Below are 18,623 nucleotides of genomic sequence, written 5' to 3'. Positions count from 1 at the left end.
GACTTGGCGTTTACCTTACGTTACAAAGGTACCTCATTTAAGGAAGAATGTATTTGAGGGCTAAAGAGACTCATTTCGAGTAATTAGGGTGGCAACGCGGACCATTCGTCCCTATTTATGGACGAATGGTCTTTTTTTTATTGTTTTGAGCTTATAAAATTTTAAACCATATTATTGGAGGTAAAATCATTATGCAAACCATTTTTTCAGGTATTCAACCTAGTGGTACCATTACATTAGGAAATTACATTGGTGCTTTAAAACAATTTGTAGAATTACAAAATGAGTATCATTGCTACTTTTGTATTGTTGATCAACATGCCATCACTGTTCCACAAGATCGCATTCTTTTAAGAAAGAATATTCGTAGCCTTGCTGCTCTTTATTTGGCTGTTGGCATTGATCCTGAGAAGGTCACCTTGTTTATTCAATCAGAGGTTCCAGCTCATGCCCAAGCAGGCTGGATGCTTCAATGTGTAGCATATATTGGAGAATTGGAAAGAATGACACAGTACAAAGATAAATCAGCAGGAAAAGCAGCGGTTGTAGCAGGCCTTTTAACTTATCCACCTTTAATGGCTGGAGATATATTACTTTACGGTACGAATCTAGTTCCAGTAGGCGAAGATCAAAAGCAGCATCTTGAACTAACAAGGGATTTGGCCGAAAGATTTAATAAAAAATACAATGATATCTTCACCATTCCAGAAGTACGGATTCCAAAAGTTGGTGCTAAAATTATGTCTTTACAAGAGCCAACGAAAAAAATGAGTAAATCCGATCCAAATCCAAAAGCTTTTATCAGCATTTTAGATGATCCAAAACAAATCGAGAAAAAGATTAAGAGTGCCGTAACCGATTCAGAAGGAAATGTAAAGTACGACAAAGAAAATAGACCTGGAATATCCAATTTAATAACTATTTACTCTATTCTTTCAAATAAATCCATCTCTGAAATTGAAGAATTGTATGAAGGAAATGGATATGGCGATTTTAAAGCTGATTTATCTCAAGTCCTCATTAATGAAATCGAACCGATTCAAAAAAGATATCATGAATTAATGGAGTCAGACTATCTTGACGAAGTATTAGATAAAGGCGCAGAAAAAGCAAATATCGTTGCAAGCAAAATGATTAAAAAAATGGAAAATGCGATGGGACTTGGTAGAAAGAGAAAATAGGTATTCAAAAAAATTAGTCGGGATCACTAAGATCCCGACTAATTTACTTTTGGGCCGTGCTCCATTTCCCAAAGCTTTTCAAAAAAAGGTTGGCCCTTGATGAGGTTTTCACAAAACACGGAATGTTTGTTCGTCCAGCCATGCTTAATTTCCTCAAACAACTGATTCCATACCTTTTCAAACTCTTGGTCTTGAATAAACGAATATTTAACAGGGTTCCATTCCGTGTACCAATAGCGAATTTCAGAAGTATTTTTTGATGAATACAATTGGTCTAATGCCATGAATAATAATTGCTTAAGTTGCCGCTCCTTTCTTGTTAAACCCGACATTAACTCAGGTTCAGGAGCTAAAATGTGAAAATCCTTCTTCTGTATTTGTTGATCGAAATGATATTTTCTAGGTGAATGATTTTCAATCATTTCATATACGAGATGCTCTTGCCTAGGAATCAGTCTACTTTTTCTGATAGGAATATTATAACCAATTGTATCAATTGCAATGATTCCTACTCCATCAGTTACTACGAAGCAATAGTCTAATTGAACTCTTTCATGATTTTTTCTTAAGAAAGCCTTTTGAAAAATATCATCAAGTAATTGTTGCGGCAATTCTGTTAAGTCATTCTCGATATAATTGAATAAAATTGGCTCCACTCTTAATAAAGGAACTTGATCCAGTAATTCCACAGCATCATCTTTTCTCCACTCATGAAAATGGCAAACATTATATCCATTTTCCTCTCCTTCAAACCAATTCACCCACACATCATGAAGATATAACATTGTATAATCCCTCACTTTTAGAAACTAAAGCGTTCGAAGTTTTTTGGCAATTTCGTTTTCACTTTCGAATAAAAGTTGCTAGCCAAGAAACTGTTTGTCCATCAGTATGGGCAGAGCTTAGTAAAATTATTCCTCTATATCCATCAATCCTTCTTTAATTCAGTAGAAAAATATATACTAAACCATACCATCATGATCCCAAGTGGAAATAAATAACATTCCAGTCTCTGAATAATAAAGGACAAATACCCCATAATTCCATTTCCTATCGTGAAAAGGTTCAAATAGGCAATCATGCTTATACCTCCTGAAACTGAAAATCCAAATCCGATGAGTAAAAGGAGTACTCTATAGAACATGTTTTTTACTCATTTCGTCAATAGCTTTATGATTATTCACTTCATTCACCCTTTGAACTTGTCCTATTTTTACAAAGTATATGAATGACTCCTAATGGATATGTACTACAACTTTTTAGTAAATTAGTAGAAAAAATGCAAAAAAATAATCTACCAGTATACGGTAGATTATCTGTTTGATTTAGGATTGAAGGCATCTTTTAATCCTTCACCTATAAAGTTAATCGATAGAATAGTGAAAGTAAGTATTCCTGCAGGTGGAATCCAGATCCACCATTTATTCGCTAAAATATCAGGGCTACGAGCTTCTTGAAGCATATTCCCCCAAGTTGGAATATTCATTGGAACACCAAATCCTAGGAAACTTAAACCTGTTTCAGCAACAATCATTGAAGCAAGAAGCAATGTTGCTTGTACAATAATCGTTGACATTACATTTGGTAAAAGATGTACAAAAATTGTTTTAGCTGGTGAACAGCCGATTGAAATGGCACTTAAAACATATTCATTTTCTTTTTCAGCCATGACTTTACTTCTAACTAAACGGGCCGTACCCGTCCAACTCAGGACACTGATAACAAATATTAATGTTCCAGTACTAGACTCTAAAAATATCGACTTTAACACGATTACGAACAATAAGAATGGGAAGTTCATCATAAAATCCGTAAATCTCATTAAGGCATTATCTACCCAACCGCCGAAAAATCCTGATACAGCTCCAACAATCGTACCAATTGCGACAACTGAAATGGTGATTGAGAAAGCAAGTGTTAATGACGTTTTTCCACCGTGAAGTGTACGAGCAAAAATATCTCTTCCTGATTTATCTGTTCCAAAAAAATGCTCTGCTGATGGTTCTTTACCTATCTCTCGAATATTGATCTTTGCAGTATCTTCAATAGGCATGGTTAAAGGCTCAGCTAATAATGATAATGCGCAAACTGCCAGTAGGAATATTAAACTGACCATAGCCACTTTATTTCTTAAAAACTTACGGCGGGCGAGAGCCCATGGTGATTGACTTTTTGGCTTCGTTGGTTTACCAACAGCCGGAGTGGTTTGATGCGATAAAGTTGGTTCCATTCTCTCTCACCTACCTAACTTAGACGAATTCTTGGATCTACTAAACCGTAGAGTATATCTGCAATAAGGTTACCGATTAACGTTAAAATAGTTAGCATCATGGCAATTGCCATCATAACAGAATAATCGCGAGAACCAACTGCTTGAACGAATAAGTACCCAATCCCTGGATACGTAAAAATGGTTTCAGTAATAATTGCTCCACCCAATAAGCCTGCGATATCAAAGCCAAGCAGGGTAACAATCGGAATGATTGAATTTCTTAATATATGCTTATTATAAATCGCTGATTCTTTCGTACCTTTTGCTCTTGCAGTACGAACATAATCCTTGCGAGAGCTTTCAATCATATCATTACGTAAAAATTGTGTATAACCAGCTGTTGCCATAGCACCTAGGACAATAGCAGGTAAAATAGTATGTTTAATTTTACTTATAAAATATTCTATCGTTCCGGGTTCTACACCAGAGCCAATACTTCCACTTGCTGGTACCCAGCCAAGCTTAATAGCAAAGATATAAATAGCCACTAATGCTGCAACGAAGCTCGGAATGGCTAATGCAAAATAGTTAAAACCTGATATTAAATAATCTCCAACCGAATATGGAAAACGGCCAGAAAAACGTCCCATTAAAAATGCTAGAATATAAGTAATTAATAAAGAACTGATACCTAAAATAATAGTATTAGGTAAACGCTCACCAATTAATTCAGTTACAGGTAACTTATGAACAAATGAATCCCCAAAATCTCCTTGTAGAACACCACCAATCCAGCGTACATATTGCGTCGGTAGCGGGTCATTTAAGCCCATTTTTTCGCGCATTTCTTCAATATAAGCTGGGTCTGAATTAAGTGGGTCTATTTTTCCAGATAGGGCATCCCCTGGCATTAATTTTGCCAGGGTAAATACCACTACTGAGATAAGGAAAATTATAGGAATCATTCCTAAAACTCTTCGGATTATATACTGAAGCATACTCCATTCTCCTTATCAAACAATGTATTTAGAGTAAAGTTGAATTATTCAGTGATGTGCCAGTTGTAGTATTCGTCTACTCCGAATGGAGTTACATGTACTCCGCCTACACGTTTGTTAATAGCCCAAGCATCCTCACGTTGTTCGAAGAAGATAACTGGAAGCTCATCGTTAACAAGTTTTTGCCATTCAGCATACACTTCTTTACGATATTCGATTACGTCTTGGTCACCTTCAGGGAATTTAACACCTTTTTTGATTAACTCATCAGACTTCTCGTTGTACCATCTCCACATATTCCACTTATCAGTTGATAACCAAATACCAGCTGGATCTGGATCTGCTGAAAGTCCCCATGCAGCATGGAAAGTATCTACAGATGGATCATCTGCTTCAATAGTGTCATAGAATAAGTTGAAATCTTTTAATGAACCGCCGTTAAGCTTAGCGTTTAAGCCAACTTCTTGCCAAGATTGGATTACGAATTGAGCACGAGCCTCAGAAGTTTCTGCACCGCTCATAGCATCGAAGTTAATTACAAATGGTTTACCATTTGGATCTTCACGGAATCCATCGCCATCAACGTCTTTATATCCTGCTTCATCAAGTAATTGCTTAGCTTTTTCTGGATCATATTCATATCCGTTAATTTCGCTGTCATCAATTTTCGCCCAAGAAACAGATGGGAATGGAACGTTTAATGGCTTACCTAAACCGTTACGGAAAGCATCAACGAATGCTTGACGATCTAAAGCATGTGCCATAGCATGACGTAAGTTTTTGTTAGCAAATTTCGGGTTATCCATTACTACTTTTCCAGCTTTTGTATCGTAGCGACCTTGGTCAATACCGATATAGCTGTAAGATAATGCATCAATTGTTACAGGGTTTACATTTGGAAGTGCTTTAATTTGCTCCCATTGATCAGATGGAGCCATTAATACATCAATTTCACCATTTTCAACTAAACCTTGAGCAAGAGAACCATCGATGATTTTGTAAACAACGCCATCAAGTTTTGCTCTTCCACGCCAGTAATCATCAAAACGCTCATACTCAATCATTTCACCAGGTACGATGTTTTTCACTTTAAATGGTCCAACACCGATTGGATTTTTACGAATTTGATCAGAGTTAGGTAATTCTTTAGAAGAAATATCTCCATAGTAATGCTTTGGTTCTGGAATAGACCAGATATTATCTAGTAAGTTAACAGATGGCTCTGTTACAGTTACTTCGATAGTGTAATCGTCAATTACTTTAATTCCTTCGATTGTTTTTGCTTTACCGTCTTTATATTCTTGAGCACCTTTGATCATTGCTACGTTAGCAAAACGTGCACCTTCATAAGTTGGATCCGCGATTAAGTACCAAGCGTATTCCATATCTTCTGCTTTTAATTCAACACCATCATGCCATTTAACACCTTTTTTAAGGTTGAATGTTAATTTCAAGTGGTCATCTGAAAGTGTCCAATCAGCTAAGTTTGGTTCAGGTTGTAATTCATCATTTGTTGCGACTAATCCTTCATGCATGAATTGAAGAGCGTTAGAATCATCTTCACCTTCATAGTAAGCGTAAGAAAGAACGCCTTTGAATGGTTGTGTGTAACCAAATGTTACTTTACCGCCTTCTTTAACTTCACCTGATTTTTTGTCATCATCTTTTTTGTCTGGCTTTGTACTTGCTTTGTCTCCGGAACAAGCCGCTAAAAATAACGACATGATCACCATAAGGGAAACAAGCCATAATGCTGTCTTTTTCATTTTCTTCCCCCCGTAATAGGTATTTTTTATTTCCATCTTAGTTGTATAAGTGACACGCAACCCTATGCCCTGGCTTCACCTCCTTCAATGTTGGCTTCACACTAGAACATTCGGGTTTTGCGAATTGACAACGTGGATGGAATGTACAGCCTGATGGTGGAGCAATTGGACTTGGTACATCACCCTCTAGGATGATTCTATCCTTTTTCTTCCTAGGGTCTGGCTCAGGTATAGCCGAGATTAATGCTTGAGTATATGGATGTAAAGGCTCCGCATACAAACTATCTTTTCCTGCTACCTCTACAAGACCTCCTAAATACATAACTCCGATGCGATCACTCATATGTTTTACAACACTTAAATCATGTGCAATAAACAAGAATGTTAAATCGAAAGAATGTTGAAGCTCTTTTAAAAGATTTAGAACTTGTGATTGAACGGAAACATCGAGTGCAGAAACTGGCTCATCGGCGATAATCAATTTTGGTCTTAACGCTAATGCTCTCGCAATACCAATCCTTTGACGTTGTCCACCAGAAAATTCATGTGGATACTTATAATAGGCATCTTCTGGAAGTCCAACCTTCTCAAGTAAATCCATTACTTCTTCTTTTAACTCTTTTGGCGTTTTCTTTGTATAGTTTCGAATTGGTTCGGAAATTAAATTTCCTACCATCATCATCGGATTAAGTGAAGCATATGGGTCTTGAAAAACCATTTGCAAATCTTTGCGAATTTTTCTTAAAGATGTCCCTTTAACATTCGTAATATCTTGACCATTGAAGATGATTTCCCCATCTGTTGGTTCTAGTAAACGAAGGATTGTACGACCGGCTGTTGACTTTCCACACCCTGACTCTCCTACTAAACCTAAAGTTTCACCCTTTTTAATTTCAAATGAAATATCATCAACAGCTTTTACAACTGCAACTGTCTTTCTAAGAATTCCACCTTTAATAGGATAATAGGTTTTTAAATTACGAACTTCGAGAATGTTTTCCTTACCAATATCTTTTCTTGCCGGAATATTTGAATCTTTTACTTCTGTATTGCTCATTATGATTTCACCCCTTCTTTCGGCTTGCTTGTTTCAAATAATAAACAAGCTACTTCATGACCAGTGCTTGCTTCAGCTAAGAGCGGGGTATTTGTTAAACACTCAGGCATTGCTTGCGGACAACGTGCTGCAAATTTACATCCTTGTTTTGGCATATTCTTTAAGGATGGGACAATTCCTTTAATAGAACTTAAGACTTCGACATCTTCGTCCATTTTCGGTATTGCCCCCATTAGAAGTTTAGTGTACGGATGTTTAGGATCATGGAATAAAGTGTCTACGTCCGTTTTTTCCACAATTCTTCCAGCATACATTACGATAACATCGTCACACATTTCAGCAACTACCCCAAGGTCATGGGTAATTAGGATGACTGACATATCATTAACTTCTTGGATTTCTTTTAATAATTCTAGTATTTGGGCTTGTACCGTAACGTCTAAAGCAGTTGTTGGTTCATCAGCAATAAGTAATTTCGGTTGACATGCGATGGCCATCGCAATCATAACCCTTTGTCTCATACCACCCGATAATTGATGAGGGTATTCATCAACAATTTTTTCCGGTCTGGAGATTCCAACGCTTTTTAATAGGGCAATACTTTTAAGGCGTGCCTCTTTTTTATTGATTTTTTGATGATTAAAAAGCACTTCTTGCAATTGAAATCCGATCGAGAAAACTGGATTTAATGAAGTCATTGGTTCTTGGAAGATCATTGAAATATCTTTACCACGGACTTTATTAATCTCGTTATCTGTTAATTTTTCCAAATGTGTCCCTTCAAAAAGAATTTCACCAGAACGAATTTTCCCAATTCCTTTTGGTAAAAGCTTCATGATAGAAAGTGACATAACTGATTTACCACAACCCGACTCACCAACAATTCCGACTATTTGTCGTGGCTTTACTGTGAAAGAAACATTATCCACCGCATTGTAGTAAGTTCCATCAATGGAAAAGGCTGTTTCTAGATTCTTCACTTCAAGCAATGGTGCGTCTTTATGTTTATTAACACTCATAAGGACACCTCTTAGTCTTTTATAATATTCTGTATATTTTGCTTTATTTGAATAAAATATTATTACAAAGTTATTACAATTGCAATACTTTTTTTAATATTTCGCAACTAAAACTTTAGAGACTGACAAAAAGCCTGTTTCCACAGGCTTACTTAGAGGCATTCTTAAAAAAGATTTCTGGAGATAAAAGGAAGGAAGATATCGTAGAAAAATGTTTCTTTTTCTTATACGTTCTAACCAAATGATATCCGCATGTATACCCTAGCATATTGGGAACTAGCCCCTTTCCAAATAAAAGGTGATCATGAAGACTATCACTTTTCTTTACTGCTAAATGTTCTTTTAAATATTTTTTCCAATATTGTTGAAAATGCTCGTCTGATAGCTCCTTACTCCAACTTGCTGTGTACTGCTTACCTAGATGTTCATGTACCGCATCTTCCGCTAATCCTTCCATAATTAATGAATCCAATAATGTATACTCGGATATCGATTTTTTTAGACCATTCATTCTACACACATGATGGTATTCATGGACAAATAAAGCTTCTATTTCTTTATCATCCTTAACATTTGATAAAAATAGAAAAAGTTTATCCTGAAAAGAGACTCCCGATTTTGAATTGTTTGATTTAAAAAATAATCCATTTCTATTTCCAATTGGGAAAATATAAATTGGAATGTCAGGTCCATTCCATTCTTTTTTGTATTTTTGAAAATAAGATTGAACTTTTTCCCATGTTTTATTTTTTATTAGCTCTTCATAAGTTGTTTGACAATCTTTAGTAGGGCGATACATTCCAAACTGACATAAATATTGATATAGTTTATTTAACTCTTTCTTACTAGATGAAGGACTTATTTTTTTACATATCGCAATTGGATCATTGAACGAGTCTTTCAGCCAAGTATTTGTTTTTTCTATTCCCATTTTATTCACCCACTATTCAACATTTTTACACCATCATATGCCCGAGGTAAAAAAATGCTTTTAATGAGCAACAAAAGCGCGGGGCGCCTTGATCAGCCCCGACAAGCAAATGCCGTCCCAAAGAGGAGGTTGCTCTTTAACCTCATCTTTGGGGCGCCATTTGACCTCGAGGGGCTAGGCGCTGGAGCTGGACGTGGATTATACAAGTAAAGAAGTTATCCACATCCGAGTATTTTATAGTTTCCTAAGCAGCAAAAAAACGAGGAGCTAGTTAGCCCCTCGTTAACTTTTAATTCTCATACTTTTTAAAAGCTATGGTTGCGTTATGACCACCAAAGCCTAGAGAGTTACTAATTGCCGCTTTAATTTCTCGTTGACGAGACTCATTTGGTACATAATCAAGATCACATTCTGGGTCTGGTGTTTCCAAATTAATGGTTGGTGGTAAAATATTTTCCTTTAACGCAAGAATCGTAAAAATTGCCTCCACACCGCCAGCTGCACCGAGTAAATGACCTGTCATAGATTTTGTGGAACTTACAGCAAGCTTGTAAGCATGCTCACCGAATACAGTCTTGATTGCATAAGTTTCAAATTTATCATTATACTCTGTACTTGTACCATGTGCATTAATATAGTCGATATCTTCTGGCTTTAGATTACCATCATCTAACGCCATTTTCATTGCACGAGCTCCACCTTCTCCTTCAGGTGCTGGAGCCGTAATATGATACGCATCCCCTGTTGCTCCGTATCCAACGATTTCCGCATAGATATGTGCCCCACGAGCTATAGCATGTTCTAATTCTTCTAAAATGACAATCCCTGCACCTTCACCCATTACGAAACCATCACGGTTCTTATCAAATGGTCGACTTGCCTTATTTGGGTCTTGATTCGTAGAGAGGGCAGTATTAGCACAAAATCCTGCAACCGACATTCTTGTAATCGGTGCTTCTGCTCCACCAGTTACCATGACATCCGCATCTCCGCGTTGAATCACTTTAAATGCATCTCCGATTGAATTTGTTCCTGTTGCACAAGCTGTTACTGTACAAGAATTAAATCCTCTTGCACCAAGAGTAATTGATACTTGACCTGTAGCCATATCCGGTATCATCATCGGGACAAAAAACGGACTGACTCGACGATAACCTCGATTTAAAAACGTTTCAAATTGATTTTCGAAGGTCTCCATTCCACCGATACCTGAACCAATCCAAACTCCAACCCGAGGAGCATTTTCATCGGTAATTGTTAAATCTGCATCTTTTACTGCCATTAAAGAAGCTGCAACCGCATATTGAGTAAAGCGATCCATTTTCCTTGCATCTTTTTTATCGATAAAATCCTCTACATTAAAATCTCTAATTTCTGCTGCTACTTTTGCAGGATATTCGTCTGCGTTCACTCTTGTAAGTGGTCCAACACCTGATACCCCATTTTTAATATTTTTCCATGTTGTTTCAACATTACATCCAAGTGGGGTCACTGCCCCTATACCAGTTATAACTACCCGACGTTTCATTTAGGTCAACTCCTATATTCATTGTCCATTCTATTATTATTTACCCCAGCGTAAGGCCATAGCCCCCCAAGTGAGCCCCCCACCAAATCCAACTAAAACAAGTAAATCATCATCTTTAATTTTACCTGCCTCTACTTCTTCTACGATGGCCATTGGAATCGAAGCTGAAGAGGTATTACCATATTTATGAACAGTTTTAGACATCTTTTCCGCTGGGAGTTCTAAACGTTGTCTAGATGCTTCCATAATTCGAATATTAGCTTGATGTGGAATGAGGAAGTCAACATCCTCTTTAGTAAGTCCTGCTTTTTCTAAAACATTTACACTGCTTTCTCCCATTTGTCTAACGGCAAACTTAAATACCTCTCTACCATTCATGCTAATAAACTCTTTTTCTTGATATAAATATTTACCACCAGAACCGTCTGCTCCTAATTCAAAGGAAAGAATTCCTCGACCTTCTGAAACTTCACCAAGGATCACTGCACCTGCCCCATCACCAAATAATACGGCAGTATTTCGATCATTCCAATCAGTTATTTTTGAAAGCTTTTCTACACCAATAACTAATACGTATTTATAAGTTCCACTTTCGATAAATTGTTTGCCAGTGACCATCCCATACATAAATCCAGAGCAAGCAGCACTAATGTCCATCGCAGCAGCTTTTTTTGCTCCGAGTCTGTCTTGTATCATACATGCTACTGACGGAAATGGTTGATCTGGTGTTACGGTTGCAACGAGAATCATATCGATTTCAGAAGAAGATATTTTCGCATTTTCAATGGCTTTCATAGCTGCCTCATATGCCATATCAGATGTATTCATATCATCCGATGCAATTCTTCTCTCTTCAATGCCTGTTCTCGTGCGAATCCATTCATCCGAAGTATCCATCATTTTTTCTAAATCAAAATTAGTTACCACTTTTTCAGGTAAGTATCTTCCTATCCCAACAATACCAGCATTCATTATCAGCCAACTCCTTTATAATCGTTCTTTTGGCTATCATATCTTTATTATTAATATCAATTATTATGACTTGGTACTAATATTATCAAATAATGCTTGTTTTTTGCAATAGGTAGATGAAAGAAAAGCGGAAGCGCCTTGATCAGCCCCGACAAGCAAATGCTTCGCCAGCCGGAAAGTCGTACTTTGACTTTTTGGCTGGCGAACATTTGACCTCGCGGGGCTAGGCGCTGGAGCTGGACAATTTTCGAAGTTCGAAAATGTTATACTTTCAAAAAAAAATCAACCGAACATAATCGGTTGATTTAATCTTCCTTCGCTAGTGCATCAGCCTTGCCTAATTCGTAAGCCTCATTCATAACTTTCGTGAATAGCGACATTAAAGGTTGAATCATTTCCATTGAAAGTTCCACACCTGCTTGATTTAGCTGGGCTTGAGCTTCAGGAAAGTATTTCATCGCAATTTGTAGGAATTTCATTGATTGATCTTGCATTTCGTATGTCTCCTTATTGAATAGGTAATTTTTTTGTTTCTATGTAATTTTGAATATCATGTTCAATCTTTCTTTTAAATTCTTTATCAACAAGTGGGCTAAACTTCCCAAGTGTAATCACTCTATCTTGGAAATCAAAATAAAGATTCCCCGAATCCAGCTCATTATTTTGATATTTTTTAGCGACAAGTCCATAAAGTGCATCTACATGTTGAATGGTACTTGTTAACACCGTGGTTTCACCTAAATCAGACTGTTCAGAAATATATCCAATTACGTATTTACCGCTTTCCTTCATTTTTTCAATGACAGGTACATTATACCCGTCTCCAGCTGGATAAACAGTATCAAAGTCCTCTTTTAATAGCTCGTCTAATAATTGTAAGGAACGATCTTTATCATCCCAATGACCTACATATTTTACTTTAACGATTGCATCTGGATTTTCAACCATTACCCCTTCTTTAAATCCTTCAATTTCAGGTTGCCAATCAAAAGCCGCAATGACCCCTATTTTATTCGATTTTGTCATATGACCTGCAACCATTCCCCCAAAAAAACCCATAGCGTGAGATTCAAAACTTAAACTTGTTGTATTTGATTCAGTAGCGTCTCCATTAAAGCTAACAAAGTGAATATCGGGATACTCTTTTGCTATATGATTAAAATAATCCGCATACTCATTACCATGTCCAAAAATTAAATTAACACCTTTTTGATCAAATTCTTTTACCGCTCTTCTAACAAGCGTTTCTCGGTCCATACCCTCTTTATAATAGACATCAACATTAAAGTCTGATTGGATTTTTAATAAACCTTTGTAGCCCTTCGTTCCCCAAACTTGATCATTTACTGTCTCTGGAACTAGTAATCCTACTTTATGTAGGTTCCCCGGAACTGTAGTTTTTTCACAACTTACTAATAGTAAAAAGCAAGAAACAATTAGCAAGATGTGTTTATACATGACAACCACTCCTTTCGAACCCACACCCAAATAACAATAGGTAAATTAATATTTATTATCATCAACATCCTTTCTATTTTAACTATTATTTTAAACGGTGAAAGAATAATTGAAAAGAACTTTAAGTCATTGGATGGATCATCCTTGCTAAAAGTTCCTTTTGCTTCATTAGTCCAGCTTGATATGAATTCTTCTCTTTGATTTTAACGATTCGTATATTATTTTCTTTTCTATCAATTACTTTATTATTACGTTTCGGTGTATCCATTTTTAAAAACTCTGCACACTTTATCCATTTTTCCTCTTCATCACTTTGAAAAATTACATCTGTTTGTTCACTCGAATACATTAAGCTGATGATTTCTTCTACTGCATCCTCAATATAAATCGCATCATCAGTATATTCTCTTTCGTTAAGCAGTGGCTGATGTTTGAAATACTCTTGTAAGAACTTTTGCTGAAAAAGAAATACTTCAGACTGCCAAGGACCAAAAAGAGTTGGTAAATAAATAGAGATGGACCTAGAATCTTCTTGCAAGATTTGAATCGTTTGAAGAAGTGATGAAGGAATCCGATCAATAAATTCTATTGGAAATAATAAGTAGATTTTTTTGTAAGAAAGGTGTTGAAGTTGATTTATCATTTCATATATTATACTTTGTTGTGTGGAATCATCATTAGAAAAATATAAATCATAATAGGAGAGGAATAAAACATGATCAGACGTATCTTTGTTAGTTAAGGCGGGATCTTGTACTGATTTTTCTTCAAAATTTGCATTTCTACCGATCATTAATTTTTTTTCATCTAGAAAGTCGTCATTAAATAGTTGAAGTCCAAGAACTTGCACACCATCTTCTAATAACCTCTTACATATTCCAAATCCAAGAAAACTATATGTTTCAAAAACAATCGCTTTTTCCATAAACAAACCCTCCTTAAACCACAATCAGTGGGGAATATGATCCCTCACTGATTGCTAGTTAAAAAATCCTCATTTTATCCTATGCGATGAAATTTATATATATTGCCTATATTAAGAACAAGGACTATAAAATTTGTTCAAATGGATGAAAAAACTCCACTATCATCTTTCCAAGCTGTTGCTTTTTTTCTGGCAAAATAAAGCTAGAATAAATATGACTGTTCTCCGTTTCCCATCTTGTTAACATTTTCTTTGAGAATTCCGATTGATTATATGCACGTCTACCTGAAAGAATGTGAATAACTTTCAAAGGATGAGTTGGAATAACCTCCCCAAAATCCACCATTTCGTTGATCTTATCATCAACCATTCGTCGTTCGCATTCATATGCATGGGAAATCTCATTTAACAGTTTTTTATAGAAAAATTTATGTTCCTTTTCTTGTTCTAAATGATACTTTAAAGAAAAAATAGGGTTTAGAAATACGACGGAACGGATCTCTTTTCCAAGAGTTTTTAATAATTCCATCACGATGAGTGCTCCCATTCCTTCAGCAATGATATGGATTTTAGAGTTTAAAATCTCTGTTCTCATAATATGATGGTACAGTCTTTCAGCTAACCATGTTGCCCTGTTTGTCCCCCAATGTTTCCCATAGAGATTAGAATAAAATATCGTATACCCACTCTCTTTTAATTGGGTGAGTAGCAATTGTTTCCCCTCGTTTTGTGTCCAAAAACTCTTGTGCTCATCGACGAAATGTCTTTCATCTCCGATTATGAGAATACCAAAACCATTTGGCTTTTCGGAGTAATGAATCATATTCCATTCCGTATCCAGAATAAAGTTTCGGTTTTCCATAATAAAACTCCTTTACTTAAATTCCTTCTATTATTGTATGTTCTTTAACATAATTGGAACGGGAATATGCCCATACGATGGGGAAGTTTTAAATCAAATATAATATCGCTCTTTTTTCAACATTCAACGTTTCACATTTTGCACTCATATGTTAAGATGGATAGGGAAAAACAAAAGTACTAAAGGTTAGATACTTTTTTAGGATTTAGAACGAAGTAAGAGGTGAATATTGATGCGTTATTTCTGGACTTTATTTTGGACTTTTTTATTAGTTCAAATGCTAAACTATGTTGTAACTTCGATGACTGGTACTACATATGACTTTAACACAGGAACCATTATCTCTGTCATTGTTGCCGTATTAATCTTTGTCGTGACGCTTGTCATTCCAAACGAGCCAGTCGATCATCATGAGGCACACTAATTAGAAAAGCGGAAGTGCCTTGATCAGCCCCGATAAAGAAGACTGGTCGATTGGCGAGAGTAGCGAAGCCAGAGACCTAGTCGCACTTATGCAAACCGTTCTTTGGTTTGCCAAGCAAATGCTTCTCCACCCGGAAAGTCGTTCTTTGACTTTCTGGGTGGAGAACATTTGACCTCGAGGTCGACAAAAACGCGACGTCCTGTCGCATTGTCGACACTAGAACTTCCTGTTCGTCGGGGCTAGGCGCTGGAGCTGGACAATTTTCGAAGTACATACAAGTTAAACTTCCTTACCTAATAAAGTAGCCATCCAAATTGGATGGCTACTTTTTCATTTGATTATGGCTTTCTTTGATAGGTCCAATGACGCTTGTCGTTAGAAGTTTCTGGGAATGTGTCTCCCGCTTTTAATTTGATTTTCTTAGGATTAACGACATTATCGCCTGTGTCACCTATTTCTACATAATAACCGTTATTTGGAGCTTTATGTCCTGATTTAAACTGATGACTTTGGCCCATATTCATCCATACCTCCCATTTTAAGATCAATAATAGTATTACCTATTCTCCATGGTTCATATCGAAAAATTTCGCCAAAATAAGCCAGTCAAAAAGCGACATATATTCCCTAAGGAATAATTCATTATATTAATCGGGTCACTAAGATTAGATAAAAAATAACGGCATTGACTATTTCATAAATTCCAACCTTTTTTGCTGAAAGAGGTTTACCGTATAAACCAATGGCTCTAATTAAACTAGGAATAAAAGCAATACAAACTAACCATTCCCCTAATAGTAACCAAACAAAAGGTACGAATAAATGATAACACCACGAAATCCATTTGAAGAACTTATTTTTCTTTTCTCGAATCATTGATTTGACATAAAATGTGCTGCCAACAAAAAATAGAATACAACTTGAGAATACTAAAATAAGATTGGCGGTTATTTCTTCGAAAGCCAAAAATCCGCTGGCCATTCCTGCAATTGAAAAAGCAAGAATTGCACATATATCATTTCCAAAAGCACGATCCTTGTTTCTACTGGAATAGTATGCGTTCACTATAAAAAATGGAACCATACATATACCGAAATAAAAAATCCTTGTCTCATACCATAACGGAACAATCAAAAGTAATAAGGCAGGTGCTAAATAAATGATTGTCCATTTTAAATAATAACTAAGCTTTTTCCTCTTAAAAAGAAACAGCATCGGATATGTAGCTAAATAAAGAAGCAACCAACCTACAAAGAAAGGAATGTGTTGCCATACCATTTTAGTTGCAGCTACACCGAGCCAAAAAGGGATAATTAACATTGCCCAAGCACCATGTTGTTTAGGAAGAAATAATTTCATAGGTTTCACCCCTATTGTTTACATACCTCCAATATATAGGATATATGTCTAAATAAAAGTGAACTTAATCACAACTCTTTCTATCTAATATGGTTTTTCAAGTAATGTATTAGCCATTCCATCCCTTTTAAATCATTCAACTGAAAAAACTCCACTTCAAATAAAGGAAATAGCTGATTCGATAAATCTTCACTCCAGACAAAAACAGCTTTTACATTCGTTAACTCCCTTAGTAATTGAAGATCCTTTTCTTGCTTGATAATAACTGCTTTTGGATAGTCTGCATATTTATGTCCCTCAATCAGAATGAAATCTAATTGAAACGATGACAATAAACTAATTTGTTCGTCGAGAGACCATGAAGTTTTTTCGGCCTGAAGAATCAATCGACCATCCCCTTCAACCAATGACAAATGTGCACCTGTTTGAATATGGACAGCCGAATCCTTCCTTTCGTTCACTTCAGGCTTCCCGCCATGTCCATGATGTTTAATTGTCCCAACCTTAATACCCTCTGAGGAAAGCTTCTCAATTAGAGATTGCACTAAGGTTGTTTTTCCACTATTTTGGAATCCAACTACTTGAAAAACAAACGAACTTACCATGGCCAGTGACTGCCAACTTTTTCTTCTAATAATAAAACTTCCACCTTGGTTCCCTTCAGAAACCCTCTCGTCCCTCCAGGTAAAATCATTAAAGAGTTTGCCCCAGCCAAGCTCATTACAATATTCGATTTGTCAACACCACTAGGTTCTACTTTTAATTGTCCTTTTTCAATATAAACATGGCTACGAACAAACCTTGTATATGGGTTTGCTTTTGGAAAATCAGCTTCTAATGTCGCTTCTTCTATTTTTAAATGAGGATGATTTGAAAAAAGCATTTTCCTAATAATTGGTCGGGCAAATAATTCAAACCCGACATAACATGCCGATGGGTTTCCAGATAGACCAAATAACAGCTTTCCATTTAGCTGTGCAACTGTTGTCACACTACCTGGTCGCATTCCTACTTTATTGAATAAAACCTCGGCACCAAGTTTTTCATATATAGCAGGTAAGTAATCATAGTCACCAACAGATACCCCACCTGTCGTAATTAAAATATCAACTTTTGAAATGGATTCTTGAATCGCTGCAAAGCAATTATCAAAATCATCTGCAAGTTTTCCAAAATAAATGACATCTCCACCTACACGCTGAATCTGAGCAGAAATCATATAGGAGTTGCTATTGCGAATTTTCCCTGGTACAAGTGGGTCACTAACCTCTAATAATTCTGTACCAGTGGCAAATAATCCTACTATTGGCTTTTTGGCTACCGGAACCTGCTGATACCCAAATGTAGCAAGCATAGCCTGAATACCGGGGTTAATAAATGCCCCTTTTTCCACTAACACCGTACCTTTTACTGTATCCTCCCCTTGAAATGAGACATTGTCCCCTTTTTTGAATGGACGTTTAATCGTCATAAACGATTTCTCGTTTTCCTTAGATTCCTTTGTCAGCTCTAACATGACAACTGTATCCGCTTCAGCAGGCATCATCGCACCTGTCATGATACGGACTGCTTGAAATTCTCCTAATTGCTTATTTGTTACCATTCCAGCTCCTATCTCATCAATCACCTCAAAAGTAATTGGATGGTTTTGAGAGGCAGTTTGGGAATCGATAGATCGGATCGCAAATCCATCGTATGGTGAACGATCAAAATGTGGAACATCATTTGTTGCCACCAAATCCTCTGACAAATATCTTCCATAAGATTCTGATATCGGTATGTATTCTGTTTTTCCACCTTTTTGAAATTCCATCACTAGTTGTACCGCTTTCGCGACTGGTATTGGATTTCTTTTTTCTAACATATGATCAACTCCTAAAAAGGGCTCTTTTTGATTCTTGATATGTATTCTATTATAAGGGAAACAAATG

Annotated in this window: 20 protein-coding genes and 1 other annotated feature (1 of these 21 running past the window's edge); of the genes, 2 read left to right on the top strand and 18 right to left on the bottom strand. The window is 36.3% G+C overall.

What is annotated here, in order from left to right; all coding sequences use genetic code 11:
• Positions 1-116 (top strand) — a binding site (T-box leader) (it extends 131 nt beyond the left edge of the window).
• A gap of 72 nt (positions 117-188) precedes the next feature.
• Positions 189-1,181: a tryptophan--tRNA ligase gene (gene trpS / locus ACFSO7_RS04250; protein WP_377876446.1), complete on the top strand. Its 993-nt coding sequence runs from the start codon at positions 189-191 to the stop codon at positions 1,179-1,181.
• Between the two features lie 38 nt (positions 1,182-1,219).
• On the opposite strand, the gene ACFSO7_RS04245 is transcribed toward trpS, so the two are convergent.
• From ACFSO7_RS04245 to ACFSO7_RS04180, 14 genes are all read right to left on the bottom strand, one after another.
• Complete coding sequence (locus ACFSO7_RS04245; protein ID WP_377875597.1) at positions 1,220-1,966, bottom strand: YjbA family protein; 747 nt, start codon at positions 1,964-1,966, stop codon at positions 1,220-1,222.
• A 143-nt stretch (positions 1,967-2,109) separates the two neighbouring features.
• Entirely contained in the window at positions 2,110-2,325 is a 216-nt protein-coding gene (locus tag ACFSO7_RS04240; protein ID WP_483861706.1) for a YuzI family membrane protein, read from the bottom strand.
• A gap of 168 nt (positions 2,326-2,493) precedes the next feature.
• A complete protein-coding gene (gene opp4C, locus ACFSO7_RS04235) occupies positions 2,494-3,411 on the bottom strand; it encodes an oligopeptide ABC transporter permease (protein ID WP_377875594.1) in 918 nt (305 codons plus the stop codon).
• A 14-nt stretch (positions 3,412-3,425) separates the two neighbouring features.
• On the bottom strand, positions 3,426-4,391 hold the full coding sequence (opp4B, locus tag ACFSO7_RS04230) for an oligopeptide ABC transporter permease (protein ID WP_377875593.1): 966 nt from the start codon (positions 4,389-4,391) through the stop codon (positions 3,426-3,428).
• 44 nt (positions 4,392-4,435) lie between these two features.
• Positions 4,436-6,157 (bottom strand): oligopeptide ABC transporter substrate-binding protein, encoded by a 1,722-nt coding sequence (gene opp4A, locus ACFSO7_RS04225; protein ID WP_377875591.1) that lies wholly within the window; start codon positions 6,155-6,157, stop codon positions 4,436-4,438.
• Between the two features lie 37 nt (positions 6,158-6,194).
• A complete protein-coding gene (locus ACFSO7_RS04220; RefSeq protein WP_377875590.1) occupies positions 6,195-7,214 on the bottom strand; it encodes an ABC transporter ATP-binding protein in 1,020 nt (339 codons plus the stop codon).
• Entirely contained in the window at positions 7,214-8,233 is a 1,020-nt protein-coding gene (locus tag ACFSO7_RS04215; RefSeq protein WP_377875588.1) for an ABC transporter ATP-binding protein, read from the bottom strand. Before ACFSO7_RS04215 ends, ACFSO7_RS04220 begins: the two co-directional genes overlap by 1 nt.
• 148 nt (positions 8,234-8,381) lie before the next feature.
• Positions 8,382-9,164 (bottom strand): DUF2268 domain-containing putative Zn-dependent protease, encoded by a 783-nt coding sequence (locus ACFSO7_RS04210; protein WP_377875587.1) that lies wholly within the window; start codon positions 9,162-9,164, stop codon positions 8,382-8,384.
• 289 nt (positions 9,165-9,453) lie between these two features.
• Positions 9,454-10,692, bottom strand: a complete 1,239-nt coding sequence (gene fabF, locus ACFSO7_RS04205) for a beta-ketoacyl-ACP synthase II (protein WP_377875585.1) — start codon at positions 10,690-10,692, stop codon at positions 9,454-9,456.
• Positions 10,693-10,728: 36 nt separating this feature from the next.
• On the bottom strand, positions 10,729-11,664 hold the full coding sequence (locus tag ACFSO7_RS04200) for a beta-ketoacyl-ACP synthase III (RefSeq protein WP_377875583.1): 936 nt from the start codon (positions 11,662-11,664) through the stop codon (positions 10,729-10,731).
• A gap of 305 nt (positions 11,665-11,969) precedes the next feature.
• Positions 11,970-12,158 carry a ComZ family protein gene (locus ACFSO7_RS04195; protein ID WP_377875581.1) on the bottom strand — a complete coding sequence of 63 codons (189 nt, stop codon included), beginning with the start codon at positions 12,156-12,158 and terminating at the stop codon, positions 11,970-11,972.
• A gap of 13 nt (positions 12,159-12,171) precedes the next feature.
• Positions 12,172-13,122 (bottom strand): BMP family ABC transporter substrate-binding protein, encoded by a 951-nt coding sequence (locus ACFSO7_RS04190; protein ID WP_377875579.1) that lies wholly within the window; start codon positions 13,120-13,122, stop codon positions 12,172-12,174.
• Between the two features lie 121 nt (positions 13,123-13,243).
• A complete protein-coding gene (locus tag ACFSO7_RS04185; RefSeq protein WP_377875578.1) occupies positions 13,244-14,047 on the bottom strand; it encodes a hypothetical protein in 804 nt (267 codons plus the stop codon).
• A 124-nt stretch (positions 14,048-14,171) separates the two neighbouring features.
• Positions 14,172-14,909, bottom strand: coding sequence for a lipase family protein (locus ACFSO7_RS04180; RefSeq protein WP_377875576.1), 738 nt, complete (start codon positions 14,907-14,909; stop codon positions 14,172-14,174).
• 232 nt (positions 14,910-15,141) lie between these two features.
• Here ACFSO7_RS04180 and ACFSO7_RS04175 point away from each other — a divergent pair, with 232 nt between their 5' ends.
• A complete protein-coding gene (locus ACFSO7_RS04175) occupies positions 15,142-15,333 on the top strand; it encodes a YjzD family protein (RefSeq protein WP_377875574.1) in 192 nt (63 codons plus the stop codon).
• A gap of 338 nt (positions 15,334-15,671) precedes the next feature.
• Here the strand turns inward: ACFSO7_RS04175 and ACFSO7_RS04170 are convergent, their stop codons facing one another.
• The 4 genes from ACFSO7_RS04170 to ACFSO7_RS04155 all read right to left on the bottom strand — a co-directional run bounded on the left by ACFSO7_RS04170 (position 15,672) and on the right by ACFSO7_RS04155 (position 18,556).
• Positions 15,672-15,851 (bottom strand): YjzC family protein, encoded by a 180-nt coding sequence (locus ACFSO7_RS04170; RefSeq protein ID WP_377876444.1) that lies wholly within the window; start codon positions 15,849-15,851, stop codon positions 15,672-15,674.
• A gap of 124 nt (positions 15,852-15,975) precedes the next feature.
• Positions 15,976-16,692 (bottom strand): YwiC-like family protein, encoded by a 717-nt coding sequence (locus ACFSO7_RS04165; RefSeq protein ID WP_377875572.1) that lies wholly within the window; start codon positions 16,690-16,692, stop codon positions 15,976-15,978.
• 80 nt (positions 16,693-16,772) lie between these two features.
• The gene (gene mobB, locus ACFSO7_RS04160) at positions 16,773-17,297 is read right to left on the bottom strand and encodes a molybdopterin-guanine dinucleotide biosynthesis protein B (protein ID WP_377875570.1); all 525 of its coding nucleotides are present in this window, start codon (positions 17,295-17,297) and stop codon (positions 16,773-16,775) included.
• Positions 17,291-18,556 carry a molybdopterin molybdotransferase MoeA gene (locus ACFSO7_RS04155; RefSeq protein ID WP_377875568.1) on the bottom strand — a complete coding sequence of 422 codons (1,266 nt, stop codon included), beginning with the start codon at positions 18,554-18,556 and terminating at the stop codon, positions 17,291-17,293. Before ACFSO7_RS04155 ends, mobB begins: the two co-directional genes overlap by 7 nt.
• Positions 18,557-18,623 lie beyond the last annotated feature (67 nt).

Origin of the sequence: Bacillus sp. CGMCC 1.16607, assembly GCF_042683745.1 — a bacterium.
Lineage (GTDB): Bacteria > Bacillota > Bacilli > Bacillales > Cytobacillaceae > Pseudoneobacillus.
This window is presented reverse-complemented; position numbering and strand designations above follow the sequence as displayed.

Coding starts and splice junctions, on each gene's coding strand:
- ACFSO7_RS04245 (WP_377875597.1), bottom strand. CDS start 1,966: ATGTTATATCTTCATGATGTGTGGGTGAATTGGTTTGAAGGAGAGGAA.
- ACFSO7_RS04240 (WP_483861706.1), bottom strand. CDS start 2,325: ATGTTCTATAGAGTACTCCTTTTACTCATCGGATTTGGATTTTCAGTT.
- opp4C (WP_377875594.1), bottom strand. CDS start 3,411: ATGGAACCAACTTTATCGCATCAAACCACTCCGGCTGTTGGTAAACCA.
- opp4B (WP_377875593.1), bottom strand. CDS start 4,391: ATGCTTCAGTATATAATCCGAAGAGTTTTAGGAATGATTCCTATAATT.
- opp4A (WP_377875591.1), bottom strand. CDS start 6,157: ATGAAAAAGACAGCATTATGGCTTGTTTCCCTTATGGTGATCATGTCG.
- ACFSO7_RS04220 (WP_377875590.1), bottom strand. CDS start 7,214: ATGAGCAATACAGAAGTAAAAGATTCAAATATTCCGGCAAGAAAAGAT.
- ACFSO7_RS04215 (WP_377875588.1), bottom strand. CDS start 8,233: ATGAGTGTTAATAAACATAAAGACGCACCATTGCTTGAAGTGAAGAAT.
- ACFSO7_RS04210 (WP_377875587.1), bottom strand. CDS start 9,164: ATGGGAATAGAAAAAACAAATACTTGGCTGAAAGACTCGTTCAATGAT.
- fabF (WP_377875585.1), bottom strand. CDS start 10,692: ATGAAACGTCGGGTAGTTATAACTGGTATAGGGGCAGTGACCCCACTT.
- ACFSO7_RS04200 (WP_377875583.1), bottom strand. CDS start 11,664: ATGAATGCTGGTATTGTTGGGATAGGAAGATACTTACCTGAAAAAGTG.
- ACFSO7_RS04195 (WP_377875581.1), bottom strand. CDS start 12,158: ATGCAAGATCAATCAATGAAATTCCTACAAATTGCGATGAAATACTTT.
- ACFSO7_RS04190 (WP_377875579.1), bottom strand. CDS start 13,122: ATGTATAAACACATCTTGCTAATTGTTTCTTGCTTTTTACTATTAGTA.
- ACFSO7_RS04185 (WP_377875578.1), bottom strand. CDS start 14,047: ATGGAAAAAGCGATTGTTTTTGAAACATATAGTTTTCTTGGATTTGGA.
- ACFSO7_RS04180 (WP_377875576.1), bottom strand. CDS start 14,909: ATGGAAAACCGAAACTTTATTCTGGATACGGAATGGAATATGATTCAT.
- ACFSO7_RS04175 (WP_377875574.1), top strand. CDS start 15,142: ATGCGTTATTTCTGGACTTTATTTTGGACTTTTTTATTAGTTCAAATG.
- ACFSO7_RS04170 (WP_377876444.1), bottom strand. CDS start 15,851: ATGGGCCAAAGTCATCAGTTTAAATCAGGACATAAAGCTCCAAATAAC.
- ACFSO7_RS04165 (WP_377875572.1), bottom strand. CDS start 16,692: ATGAAATTATTTCTTCCTAAACAACATGGTGCTTGGGCAATGTTAATT.
- mobB (WP_377875570.1), bottom strand. CDS start 17,297: ATGGTAAGTTCGTTTGTTTTTCAAGTAGTTGGATTCCAAAATAGTGGA.
- ACFSO7_RS04155 (WP_377875568.1), bottom strand. CDS start 18,556: ATGTTAGAAAAAAGAAATCCAATACCAGTCGCGAAAGCGGTACAACTA.